Raw genomic sequence first — 12,432 nt, 5'->3', positions numbered from 1 at the left:
TATTTCCTTGACTGCAAATTTATCTATATTATTTTATTCACTTAGTTTAATATCTTACAAATAAGTTTTTGAAAAGTATCTTGTTCTTTTATATTTAATTTAGAAAAATATGTATCTTCAAGAGCGATTAAATCTTTTAAAGCATTTGTTGTTATTTGTTTTCCTAAATCAGTTATTTGAACTAATTTACTTCTTTTATCATTGGTATTTTCTATTCTACGTATGAAATTTAATGCTTCAAGTTTTTTTAAAAGTTTAGTCATTCCTCCTGAAGAAAATATCATAACTTCATACAATTTTGTAGGACTTAACATATAATCTTCACCACCCATATAATATAAAGATGCTAAGACATCTAATTCACTTTGGTTTATATTAAATTTCATTGATAATAGTTTTTCACCTTTCTCATATATTTCTTCATGGAGTATAAAAAAAGGCACAGATGAATACATAGATTTTTTAAAAACTTCAGGACTTAATTTTTTTACATGTTCAAGATTAGTTTTAAATTGTTTTATATTCATACTCAAATAGTAACATAAATTTTCTAAAAATATCTTTCTAGGTAAGATATAATTAAGTAAGAAAATAATAATATCTTTTTTATAAAGATATTATTTAAGTAGTAATTATATTATAAAATTTAAACTTTATTTACATTCTTAAAGTTATTTTATTATTAAATTATTTAGTGTAGAATAATTAATAAGATATTGAATGAAAAATATTAGTATAAAGATTAATAATATGTTTAAATATGTACTTCTTAATAGTTTTTTTATTTTATGGGGAAAGGTATTATATAGTTATTTTTTAGCTGTATTAATTAAATAGCTATATTTAATTGAGAAAATTCTAACAAGATTCTTAATAAAGAGTTTTGAAAAGAATTATAGTAAGTATTAGGAATAAAAGAATTTCTAAAAAAAAATAATAAAAGGATATAAAATGGCTAATTCAACAGATAGAATACCCAAAGATGACTCAAGTATGGTAAAAGCTATACAATCAAGGTTTCCAAGTGCCTATACAATTCTTTTTGGTCTGATTATTTTAATGGCTGCTCTAACATGGGTAATACCAGCAGGTCAGTTTGATCGGGTAAACAATGAAGCACTAGGGAAGAATGTTCCAGTCCCAGGTACATATCAAATAGTTGATTCTAATCCACAAGGTATTTTAGACGTAATAATGGCTCCGATTAAAGGTTTTTATGATCCTGATTCAGGAGCTGCTAATGCGATTGATGTAGCTCTCTTTGTATTAGTAATTGGTGGTTTTTTAGGTGTAGTTAATTTGACAGGTTCTATTAATACAGGTATTGCTCGGGCTATGTCTAATATGAAGGGTCATGAAATATGGATGATTCCTATAATGATGGCACTATTTGCTTTAGGTGGTACTACTTACGGTATGGCAGAAGAGACTCTTGCTTTTTATATACTTATTATTCCCATAATGATTGCAGCAGGATACGATGCAATAACGGGTGTAGCAATTATCCTACTTGGTGCTGGTATAGGTGTTTTAGGTTCTACTATTAATCCTTTTTCAACTACTATTGCATCTGATGCAGCAGGTATTGCATTTACTGAAGGTATGACTTTACGTTTAGTTATTCTTGGTCTTGGTTGGTTGATTTGTACTGCATATGTGATGTGGTATGCAAAAAGAGTTCGTGAAGATACTTCAAAATCTATAGTTGCAGCACAAGAAGAAAGTAATAAAGCCTTTTTTCTTAAACAAGTATCAGCTGATAATGTACATCTTACAACATCTCAACAAATTATCCTAGTGGTATTTGCAGCTACATTTGCAATAATGATATGGGGGGTTTCTTCTCAAGGCTGGTGGATGGGAAAAATGGCGGCATTATTTATTGGTTCAGCACTTGTTATTGGTGTTATAGGAAGAGTTGGAGAGAAAAAATTTACAGATGCATTTGTAAATGGTTCTAGGGATCTTTTAGGTGTTGCTTTAATTATTGGTATAGCTCGAGGTATTGTTGTAATAATGGATGATGGACATATCACAGATACAATTCTAAACTTCTCAGCAGAAGCAATTAAAGGATACTCAACAGTAGTGTTTATCAATGTTATGTATTGGATTGAAGTTTTACTTTCATTTTTTGTTCCTTCAACTTCAGGTCTTGCAGTATTAAGTATGCCAATTATGGCTCCATTAGGTGATTTTTCAGGTGTAGAACGTGATTTAGTTGTAACAGCTTTCCAATCAGCTTGTGGTATAGTTAATCTAATTACACCTACTTCAGCAGTAGTTGTTGGTGGTCTTGCAATAGGAAGAGTTTCTTATGAAAAATGGTTAATTTTCGTATGGCCACTATTATTGATCTTATCAATTCTAATTATGGTGTTATTGAGTATTGGTGTATTAATTTAAATATCATATAAAATAATTTATAAATTTAATAATGGAGGTAAATAATAGCATGTCTAATAATTTAATAGGAACACTAGGTGTTCATTCTGAAGTAGGAAAACTACATAAAGTATTAGTTTGTCGTCCTGGTTTAGCACATACTCGTGTAACACCAATGAATTGTGATGAACTTTTATTTGATGATGTTTTTTGGGTAGAACAAGCTAAAAAAGATCATGATGACTTTTGTCAACGAATGCGTGAACGTGGTATTGAGGTACTAGATGTACATGAATTACTAGCAGAAGTTTTAATGATTGAACAAAATCGTAAATGGGTATTGGATCGTCGTATTACAGAAAACCATGTAGGTGTAGGTATGTTAAATGAATTGCGTTCTTGGCTAAATGAAATGAAAGCTTCTGATCTTGCTGAATTTCTTATTGGTGGGATAGCTGTACATGATTTACCTTTTAAACCAAATGGTATGTTTGGTAGTTATCTTGGTTCTGATGGTTTTGTTATCCCTCCTGTACCAAATACTATTTTTACTCGTGATAACAGTTGCTGGATTTATAATGGATTAACTCTTAATCCAATGCATTGGCCAGCACGTCGACAAGAAACTTTATTAATGACTGCAATTTATCGTTTTCATCCTTTGTTCACAGCACAAGCTCCAAATATATGGTGGGGTGATCCTGATATTGATCATGGTCCAGCTACTTTAGAAGGTGGTGATGTTATGCCAATTGGTAATGGTACAGTATTAATTGGAATGGGTGAACGTTCAACACCACAAGCTGTAGGTCAAGTAGCAAAATCATTATTTGCATCAGGTGCTGCACAACGAGTTGTTGCTTGCCAAATGCCAAAAGAACGTTCTGCAATGCATTTAGATACAGTATTTAGTTTATGTGATCGTGATATTGCAACTAGTTATACTGAAGTTGCTTCAATTATAAAATGTTATTCTTTACGTCCAGGTGATAAAATAGGAACTTTAGATATTCGTGAAGAAAAGAAAGACTTATTTAAGATTACAGAAGAGTGTCTAAATATTAAAAAGCTTGATGTGATTTCAACAGGTGGTGATAGTTATGAACGTGAACGAGAGCAATGGGATGATGGTAATAATGTTTTTGCATTAGAACCTGGTGTAGTTATTGCTTATGAACGAAATACTTTTACTAATGATAAATTACGTCAAGCGGGTATAGAAGTAATTACTGTTCGTGGTTCTGAATTAGGACGTGCGCGTGGTGGTGCTCATTGTATGACATGTCCTATTCAACGTGATCCTGTTATTTAAAAACATAAAGATACAAAATATAATATTAACCTAGGTATGTTAAGGAGATAAAAATGTCATATAATTTACGAAATAGAAGTTTCTTAGCCATTAAAGATTTTAGTCCACAAGAAATTAAGTTTTTGTTGAAACTTTCAAAAGATTTAAAATCTGCAAAATATGCAGGTATAGAACAACAACGTTTAAAAAGAAAGAACATAGCACTGATTTTTGAAAAGAATTCTACTCGAACAAGAGTAGGGTTTGAAGTTGCTGCATATGATCAAGGAGCCAATGTGACTTTTCTAGGACCAACAGGTTCACATATTGGTCATAAAGAAACAATTAAAGATACTGCACGAGTTCTAGGTAGAATTTATGATGGCATTGAATATCGTGGTTTTGGTCAAGATATTGTAGAACAGATTGCCAAATATTCAGGAGTACCTGTTTTTAATGGTTTAACTAATGAGTATCATCCTACACAATTTTTAGCTGATGCATTAACAATGATTGAACATAGTGAAAAACCAATAGATCAAATTACTTATTGTTTCATTGGTGATGCAGAAAATAATATGGGGAATGCATTATTAATTGGTGGAGCTAAGTTAGGTATGGATGTACGTTTATGTGCACCAAAAGCTTGTTGGCCAAACTCTGAAATAATTGAATATGCACAATCTGTTGCTCTTGAAACTGGAGCAAAATTACAAATCACTGAAGAGATTAATGTTGCAGTAAAAGATTGTGATTTTATCTATACAGATGTTTGGGTATCAATGGGGGAAGATGAAGAGAAATGGCAGGAACGAATTAATTTATTAAAGCCATATCAAGTAAATACCCAACTTATGAAACAAACAGGGAATTTAAAAACTAAATTTATGCATTGTTTACCTTCTTTTCATAATACTGATACAACTATGGGCATACAGATAAAAGAGAAATTTGGACTTGATTGTATGGAAGTAACAGATGAAGTATTTGAATCAAAAGCATCTATTGTTTTTGACCAAGCAGAAAATCGTATGCATACTATTAAAGCTGTTTTAGTTGCAACAATGGGAGATTAGTTATGCTAATTGTAATTGCATTAGGTGGTAATGCTTTATTGAAGCGTGGAGAGCCATTAACTATAGAAAATCAGCGAGCTAACACAAAAATTGCAGCAAAGTCAATCGCTGAAGTCATTGCAGCTGGACATAAGGTTATTATTACCCATGGCAATGGGCCACAAGTTGGTTTATTAGCACTTCAAGGTGCTTCTTATAAACCTGAAGAAGCTTATCCTTTAGATGTTTTGGGTGCAGAAACTGAAGGTATGATAGGTTATTTAATTGAACAAGAATTAGAAAATGCTTTGCCTTCTGCTCATCAAGTTGCAATGCTACTTACTCAGGTTGAAGTTGATGCAAAAGATCCTGCTTTTGATAATCCTTCAAAACCAGTGGGACCAATTTATTCTAAAGAAGAAGCAGAACTTCTAGCAAATAAACATGCTTGGACAGTAGCAAGTGATGGCGAGAATTATCGACGTGTAGTTGCGTCACCTGAGCCTATTTCAATTCCTGATATACCTACTATTAAAATACTTCTTAAGCATGATATTATCGTAATTTGTGCTGGGGGAGGAGGTATTCCAATTGTTCGTCAAGAAAATGGCAAATCTATTGGTATTGAAGCTGTGATTGATAAAGATAAAGCTAGTGCATTATTAGCTAAAAAATTAGGTGCTGATATGTTATTAATGCTTACAGATGTTGATGCAGTTTATAAAGATTGGGGTACAACAAAGCAAAGATTTATAGGAAAAGTAACAGCAAAAGAAATTAGTCAGATGTCATTGGCAAATGGTTCTATGGGTCCTAAAGTAGATGCAGCTTGTGATTTTGTTAATTCACTTAAAGCAAAAGCGGGAATTGGTACTTTAAAAGATGCATTGGATATTATTGAAGGGAAAACGGGTACGATTATTTCTTAAATTATTTATATTAACTAGTGTTTAATACTAATTCTATAAAGTATTTATAGGATATATTAGACTTTAAAAATACAAAGAGATGAATTAAATGAGATTAAAAAGAATATTTAGAAAAGAGTTTTTTATAACGTTATTTGTAAAACAAAATAATTGGCATAAATATAGTGTTTTTAATCACACTCTAGCACTAGTAGTTCATACAATCAAACATAAACAATATAGAATGATACCAGCAGCATTTTTACATGATATAGGGAAACCAGTAATTGCATATCAAGATGAAAAAGATAAAATAACAGGAGAGTATTCTTTTCATAATCATGAAGAGTTATCATATCAGATAATAAAGAATTGGAAAATATCATCATATACAAAAAATCTTGTTAGGTATCATTATCTAATAAGAGGAATGAGTAAAGCAAAACAAAAAAATCAACTAGGTAAATATAAAAGAATGAAAAGATCATACGATAGCCTAGATAAAACCTTTACAAAAGAATTAAAACTTTTTATGAAGTTTGATGATTTAGCGAAAAAGTCTTTTTAAAAAGCAATCTAAAAAAGAAGCGGAATTTGATACAGAAACTTTATCGAATCGGTGTCCTAAAAAGTGTAGACAGATCAATATATTAATTCTTAAAACTCTCTGGATTTATGATAAAATTTAATCTTTGGTAGGTAAAATTGTTTATTACATAAAATAATTTTAAAATACCAAATATAAATGGAGAAGAATATGAATAAAAAAATACCACTATCTGTGTTAGATTTAGTTCCAATTGCAGAGGGTTTCTCAATAGCACAAGCAATAGATAATAGTACAAAACTAGCCCAAGCTGTTGAAGAATTTGGTTATAGTCGTTATTGGGTAGCTGAACATCACAATTTTAGTGGAATAGCAAGTGCTGCAACATCTGTAATATTAAGTTATATTGGAGCAAAAACTAAAAAAATTAGAATAGGTTCTGGTGGAATTATGCTCCCTAATCATGCACCATTAGTTATAGCAGAACAATTTGGGACTTTGGAATCTTTATATCCAAATAGAATAGATTTAGGTTTAGGAAGAGCCCCAGGTACGGATAGACAAACAATGCTAGCTTTAAGACGCGATATAAATAATGATGGTTCAGACTTTCCTTTGATGCTTGAAGAGTTACAATACTATTTATCCAATAAAGCTGTTAACAAAGGAATAAAAGCAGTACCAGGATATGGCTTAGATATACCAATTTGGTTACTTGGTTCTAGTACTTTTAGTGCACAATTGGCTGCACAAAAAGGATTACCTTTTGTTTTTGCCTCACACTTTGCACCTGATTCAATGGATGATGCCATAAAAATTTATCACGCTAACTTTAAACCATCTGAGCAATTAAAGAAACCTTATTTAATAGTTTGCATCAATATCGTATGTGCTCAAACAAATGAGGAAGCGCAATTTTTAGCTACAACAGAACTTCAAAAATTTCTTTATCTACAAAGAGGCGATAATAAACAATTACCAAAACCTACAAAAAATATGAGTAGTTTATGGGAAGAATGGGAAGAAAAAAGTATAAGACATAAAACAAGAGAGTCAATGTGGGGAACACCAGAAGTTGTTAAAGAAAGACTTGAAAAACTAATTGAGAGAACACAAGCAAATGAAGTTATGATAAATGCTATGATGCATAATCCAGAAGATAAAATAAAATCTTATGAACTAATTTCAAAAGTTTGGTTTGATTGATAAAATTCCGGAATCTCCGAAATTTACTATTGAATATAAATTGATTTAATACCCAAAGGATTAAACTGATATGAGACCAAGAGAAATCATTGCCTTATATTGAAAAGATATTAAAGAAGATTAAGATATAAGACTGAAGAAAATAGCTAAAATAGGAGCGAATATTTTAAATGAGAAATAGAAGTATTTAAAAAAAGGAAGTTTATAGTGAAAATAAGAGTTTATTATGAAGATACAGATGTTGGTGGTATAGTATATTATGCAAATTATTTAAAATTTTGCGAAAGAGTTAGGTCCGAATTATTCTTTCAAAAAGGAATGAGTCCTCATAATGGTGATGAATTTTTTGTTGTTAAACATGTTGAGGCTAAGTATATAAAACCAGCTATATTTGGTGATGATTTAGATGTTACTTGTAAGCTTATAGATAGAAAATTTGCTTCAATTACAATGTATCAAGAAGTATTACGAGATAATGAAGTTTTATTTACAGGAAAATTTAAATTAGCCTTTTTAAAAAACTTTAAACCAAGCAGAATACCCGAGGATTTAATTAATGTTTTTCTTTAAAACTATGCTAGTTGTAATATGTGTATTTTTTAATTTACATGCAAAAGACAATAAAACAAGTTTACTTCCAAATATAAATGAAGTATACTTTTTACCAAAAGAAGCAGATATAGCAAAGGATAATATTTTAAGATTAATCAAAAAATCAAAGAATAATATATCAATAGCAATGTATAATTTTTCATATAAGAAGTTTGCAAAAGAATTGATTTCTTCATCAAAAGATGGGGTAGAAGTGACCATTATTTTAGATAAGTCAAAGATTACTAAAAATGATAAAATATATAAATATCTTAAAAGTAATGGAATTAATATAAAAATAGCAGATAAAAAAATGCATATGAAAATTGCGATATTTGATGAGAAAATAGCTGTTTTAGGTAGTATAAATTGGACGAAAGAATCTTTTAAAGATAATTATGAAGTTGTATTATTTACAAAAGATAAAAAGACGATAAACAAGATGTTGAATTATTTAAATAGATTTTGAAAAATAATTGTGATATATATTTTACTAATATACAAGTATAAAGATTGTAAAATGTAATTTAATTTATAGATTAAGAAGGATTATTTAGTGTTAGAAATATTTGTTATTGCATATTGTGTATATTTTTTATTTAATATATATACTTCATTCATGCAAGTGGCTTTTGTTCAGAAAGCAAAAAGATTAGAGCCTATTATTTTGGATGAATCAAGATATATAGTTGCTGCAAATTATACAATAGAAAAAGAAAAAACTTCAATTTTATCTACGTTTTATGATTTCTTAATATTTATGATGTGGATAAGCTTTGGTTTATCTACATTAGATTCTATTATAACTACTGAATCTTTTTGGTTAAAAGCAGTTTTATTCGTAAATGCATTTATAATAATAAATTGGATTTTAACTCTTCCTTTTGATTTATATTCAACATTTAAGCTAGATAAAAAATATGGTTTTTCAAATATGACAGTTAGTTTATATTTAAAAGATACAGTTAAATCAGCTATTTTATTTCTTGTTTTAGGATCACTTGTAATTGCTGGAATTGCATTTATAATTGAATCTTTCCCTGCATGGTGGATATGGGGATTTGTTTTTATATTTATAATAATGATATTAATTAATATGCTTTATCCAGTAATTAGAGATAAAATGTTTGATAAATTTGAGAAACTTAAAGATAAAGAACTTGAAGCAAAAATTGAAAAGCTTTTGGATGAAGTTGGATTTAAAAGTTCTGGTGTTTTTTCAGTTGATGCGAGTAAAAGAGATAACAGATTAAATGCATATTTTGGTGGTTTAGGAAGTACGAAAAGAGTTGTATTATTTGATACTTTAGTTGAGAAATTATCGCATAATGAATTATTAGCTGTATTAGGTCATGAATTAGGTCACTTTAAAAATGGTGATATAGTTAAAAATATTGGTATTATGGGACTTGTTATGTTTGTTTTCTTTGCAATTTTTGGTAATTTACCTGAAGAATTATTTTTAGGACTAAAACTAAATCAAGAAGCTTCATCTATCATTGTTGTTTTTTTAATATTTTCACCAATATTATCATTTTTCTTAATGCCTTTGATTTCACTTATTTCAAGACATAATGAATACGCAGCAGATGAATTTGGTTCAAACTTATCTTCGAAAAATGATTTGGTAAATGCATTATTGAAATTAGCAAATGAAAATAAGTCTTTCCCTTTATCTCATCCTTTATATATATTCTTTTATTATTCTCATCCTCCTTTAACTGAGAGATTTAAAGAATTAGGATACGATGTAAATAATAACTCTAGTAGTGCACTTAAGGAGGAGTTTAATTATGATGGATAATGGCTTTATAGAAATTAATTATATAACTTTAATAATTTCTATAATTTTTATATTAGCAGGGTTGTTAATTATTTTGCAATTCTCTAGGCAGAAATATGAAAGTAAACTAAATAGCCTTCAAGATGAAGCTTTATTGAAATTAAAAGCTTTAAATGAAAAAATTGAATTAAATCATAGCTCTTATGAAGGTCAAATAAATACATTAAACACTTCTAATAGAAAACTAGAAGAAGAGAAAAAGTTAATTAAAGAAAGTTTAGAAGATAAACTAAGGATGTTGGAAAAGCATACTGATGAAACATTAGATAATATAACTGCTAATTATGAACTAAAATTATCAAATCAAGAAGAATTAGCAGAAGCAAAAGAAAGAAATTTGAATGAAAAAATTACTTTGTTAGAAGAATCAAAAGTTCAAATGAAAATGGAATTTGAAAATTTAGCTAATAAACTTTTTGATGAGAATCAAAAGAAATCTAATCTAAATTTATCGCAAGTTTTAACATCATTTAAAGACCAACTTGAATCTTTTGGGAAAAGAGCAAATGATATCTATAATGAAGAAACAAAGCAAAGAACATCGTTAATAACAGAACTAAAAACTTTAAAAGATTTAAATCATAAAATATCAGCTGATGCAATTAATTTAACAAAAGCATTAAAAGGTGAGAATAAGATTCAAGGAGATTGGGGTGAAATGATTTTATCTTCTATCTTGGATCAAACAGGTCTTCGAGAAGGTAAAGAATATGATACTCAAGGTTCATATACAGATAATGATGGGAAAGTGTTAAGACCTGATGTTGTTGTTCATCTTCCTTCTAAAAAAGATATAATTATTGACTCAAAAGTATCACTAAACTCATATTTAGCATATACGCAAAAAGATGATAAAGATAAAAAAGAACAAGCTTTAAAAGAACTTCTTAAATCTATTTCAAATCATATGAAAGGTTTAAGTTCTAAAAAATATGAGGATATTGAAGGTGTTAAAACTTTAGACTTTGTATTAATGTTTATACCAATAGAAGGTGCATTTTTATTGGCATCTTCTGAAGATAAAAATTTATTTAAAACAGCATTTGATCATAATATAATGATTGTTTCACCATCTACATTATTTGTTACATTAAGAACAATAGAAAATATTTGGAGAAATGAACATCAAAATGAAAATGCAGAAATTATCTCAAAAAAAGCAGCAGATTTATATGACAAATTTCATGGATTTATAAATGATATTGAAGATATAGGTTTAAATATTAATAGAACCCAAAAAGCTTATGATAGAGCTTTTTCTAAGTTATCAACGGGTAATGGAAATCTTCTTAAAAGATCTGAAGAGTTTCTTGAATTAGGTGTAAAACCTAAAAGACAAATCAATCTTAAAAATAATAGTATAGAGTAAATAACTTAAGTTATTTACTTTAACTGATTTAGAAGAAGTATCTCTACTAAGTCACCTTTTTTAATATCTTTACTATCTTCTTTTTGAATTAAAAGTGCTGGACTTTCTAACATATTTGTTAAAATAGCACTTGTTCCTTTTCTCTTTCCATCAAAATTTATAGTATATTCATTATTTATATATTCAACATTACATGCAGAAAATATAGTCTTTGGCATTCTTCGTGGATAATCTTCACTAATTCTTGCTTTTACTATTGGTAATGATTCACTAGATTGTCTAAATCTATAAATTAACGGTAATACATATAAAATTGCACATACTGTTGAAGAGTATGCAAAACCTGGAAGTGCAATAATTGTTTTTCCATCTTTAATTGCTACAAGAATATGCATTCCTGGTTTAATAGTAACACCATGAAATAATACTTCAGCTTGAAGTTTGTCTTTTATAACATCTTGAACGAAGTCATAATCACCAACAGAAACACCACCTGTAGTTACAACAATATCAGCTTTTTGTAAAGCAGTTTCAAGTAAGTTTGTAATTGATTCAATATCATCTTCAACTATACCCATTTGAAGTGTATTTGCACCATTTTTTTTACATAAAGCCTCAATAGTAAGATGATTTGAACTTCTTATTTGTGCTTGATTAGTTTGAATTTCTCCTAAATCAAGTATCTCACTTCCTGTACTTGCAATTGCAACAGTAGGATTTACTATTACATTTATTTGAGCAATATTTAATGAAGCTAAGACTCCTACTTCAGCAAAACCAATTACAGTACCTTTTTTAATTAATACTTCATTTCTTGAGTAGTTTTCACCAATATCTCTTGTTGCAAAACCAAAAGGAACTGCTTTAGTAATTTTTATTGTATTTTTATTTACTTCTACATTTTCAATTGGAACTAATGTATCACTATCTTCTGGCATTAAAGAGCCAGTAAAAGTTTTGATACATACTCCTTTTACAACCTTTGATTCAACAACACTGCCTGCAGGATTTTTATCAATAATCTCAATACTAGGATTATTCATATCTTCAAATTTTATAGCATAGCCATCCATACCAGAAGTTGGGTGCTCAGGACTATTATGATCTGCAATTACATCATATGCTATTACTTTATCAATTGCATCGACTATAAAAACTTTTTCTGTTGTAGGTTTATTTAACTTTATATTATTTAGTATTTCAATAGATTTATCATAAGTAATAAATTTTCTCATTT

At 28.8% G+C, this 12,432-nt stretch carries 12 protein-coding genes; 10 read left to right on the top strand and 2 right to left on the bottom strand.

Annotated features, from left to right (window positions below; translation table 11 throughout):
- Positions 1-41 precede the first annotated feature (41 nt).
- Positions 42-527: a MarR family winged helix-turn-helix transcriptional regulator gene (locus tag D9T19_RS00365; RefSeq protein WP_228197951.1), complete on the bottom strand. Its 486-nt coding sequence runs from the start codon at positions 525-527 to the stop codon at positions 42-44.
- A 424-nt stretch (positions 528-951) separates the two neighbouring features.
- On the opposite strand from D9T19_RS00365, the gene D9T19_RS00360 reads away from it, so the two are divergent.
- The 10 genes from D9T19_RS00360 (at position 952) to D9T19_RS00315 (ending at position 11,195) form a co-directional block, all read left to right on the top strand.
- Positions 952-2,406, top strand: a complete 1,455-nt coding sequence (locus D9T19_RS00360) for a YfcC family protein (protein ID WP_121626211.1) — start codon at positions 952-954, stop codon at positions 2,404-2,406.
- Positions 2,407-2,455: 49 nt separating this feature from the next.
- Positions 2,456-3,697: an arginine deiminase gene (arcA, locus tag D9T19_RS00355; protein ID WP_121626210.1), complete on the top strand. Its 1,242-nt coding sequence runs from the start codon at positions 2,456-2,458 to the stop codon at positions 3,695-3,697.
- 53 nt (positions 3,698-3,750) lie between these two features.
- Entirely contained in the window at positions 3,751-4,752 is a 1,002-nt protein-coding gene (gene argF, locus D9T19_RS00350; RefSeq protein ID WP_121626209.1) for an ornithine carbamoyltransferase, read from the top strand.
- A gap of 2 nt (positions 4,753-4,754) precedes the next feature.
- A complete protein-coding gene (gene arcC / locus D9T19_RS00345; protein WP_121626208.1) occupies positions 4,755-5,660 on the top strand; it encodes a carbamate kinase in 906 nt (301 codons plus the stop codon).
- Between the two features lie 88 nt (positions 5,661-5,748).
- Entirely contained in the window at positions 5,749-6,207 is a 459-nt protein-coding gene (locus tag D9T19_RS00340) for an HD domain-containing protein (RefSeq protein ID WP_121626207.1), read from the top strand.
- A 189-nt stretch (positions 6,208-6,396) separates the two neighbouring features.
- The gene (locus D9T19_RS00335; RefSeq protein WP_121626206.1) at positions 6,397-7,392 is read left to right on the top strand and encodes an LLM class flavin-dependent oxidoreductase; all 996 of its coding nucleotides are present in this window, start codon (positions 6,397-6,399) and stop codon (positions 7,390-7,392) included.
- A 207-nt stretch (positions 7,393-7,599) separates the two neighbouring features.
- Entirely contained in the window at positions 7,600-7,962 is a 363-nt protein-coding gene (locus D9T19_RS00330) for a YbgC/FadM family acyl-CoA thioesterase (protein ID WP_121626205.1), read from the top strand.
- Complete coding sequence (locus tag D9T19_RS00325) at positions 7,949-8,452, top strand: phospholipase D-like domain-containing protein (protein WP_228197930.1); 504 nt, start codon at positions 7,949-7,951, stop codon at positions 8,450-8,452. The genes D9T19_RS00330 and D9T19_RS00325 overlap by 14 nt, the downstream gene beginning before the upstream one ends.
- An 87-nt stretch (positions 8,453-8,539) precedes the next feature.
- Positions 8,540-9,787 carry a M48 family metallopeptidase gene (locus D9T19_RS00320; protein WP_121626204.1) on the top strand — a complete coding sequence of 416 codons (1,248 nt, stop codon included), beginning with the start codon at positions 8,540-8,542 and terminating at the stop codon, positions 9,785-9,787.
- Positions 9,777-11,195: a DNA recombination protein RmuC gene (locus tag D9T19_RS00315; protein ID WP_121626203.1), complete on the top strand. Its 1,419-nt coding sequence runs from the start codon at positions 9,777-9,779 to the stop codon at positions 11,193-11,195. Before D9T19_RS00320 ends, D9T19_RS00315 begins: the two co-directional genes overlap by 11 nt.
- 14 nt (positions 11,196-11,209) lie before the next feature.
- On the opposite strand, the gene D9T19_RS00310 is transcribed toward D9T19_RS00315, so the two are convergent.
- On the bottom strand, positions 11,210-12,430 hold the full coding sequence (locus D9T19_RS00310) for a molybdopterin molybdotransferase MoeA (RefSeq protein WP_121626202.1): 1,221 nt from the start codon (positions 12,428-12,430) through the stop codon (positions 11,210-11,212).
- Positions 12,431-12,432 lie beyond the last annotated feature (2 nt).

The organism is Poseidonibacter antarcticus (genome assembly GCF_003667345.1).
GTDB classification, from domain to species: domain Bacteria; phylum Campylobacterota; class Campylobacteria; order Campylobacterales; family Arcobacteraceae; genus Poseidonibacter; species Poseidonibacter antarcticus.
This window is presented reverse-complemented; position numbering and strand designations above follow the sequence as displayed.

Excerpts from the sequence above, each read along its gene's own strand:
- D9T19_RS00365 (WP_228197951.1), bottom strand. The coding sequence starts at position 527 with ATGAATATAAAACAATTTAAAACTAATCTTGAACATGTAAAAAAATTA.
- D9T19_RS00360 (WP_121626211.1), top strand. The coding sequence starts at position 952 with ATGGCTAATTCAACAGATAGAATACCCAAAGATGACTCAAGTATGGTA.
- arcA (WP_121626210.1), top strand. The coding sequence starts at position 2,456 with ATGTCTAATAATTTAATAGGAACACTAGGTGTTCATTCTGAAGTAGGA.
- argF (WP_121626209.1), top strand. The coding sequence starts at position 3,751 with ATGTCATATAATTTACGAAATAGAAGTTTCTTAGCCATTAAAGATTTT.
- arcC (WP_121626208.1), top strand. The coding sequence starts at position 4,755 with ATGCTAATTGTAATTGCATTAGGTGGTAATGCTTTATTGAAGCGTGGA.
- D9T19_RS00340 (WP_121626207.1), top strand. The coding sequence starts at position 5,749 with ATGAGATTAAAAAGAATATTTAGAAAAGAGTTTTTTATAACGTTATTT.
- D9T19_RS00335 (WP_121626206.1), top strand. The coding sequence starts at position 6,397 with ATGAATAAAAAAATACCACTATCTGTGTTAGATTTAGTTCCAATTGCA.
- D9T19_RS00325 (WP_228197930.1), top strand. The coding sequence starts at position 7,949 with ATGTTTTTCTTTAAAACTATGCTAGTTGTAATATGTGTATTTTTTAAT.
- D9T19_RS00315 (WP_121626203.1), top strand. The coding sequence starts at position 9,777 with ATGATGGATAATGGCTTTATAGAAATTAATTATATAACTTTAATAATT.
- D9T19_RS00310 (WP_121626202.1), bottom strand. The coding sequence starts at position 12,430 with ATGAGAAAATTTATTACTTATGATAAATCTATTGAAATACTAAATAAT.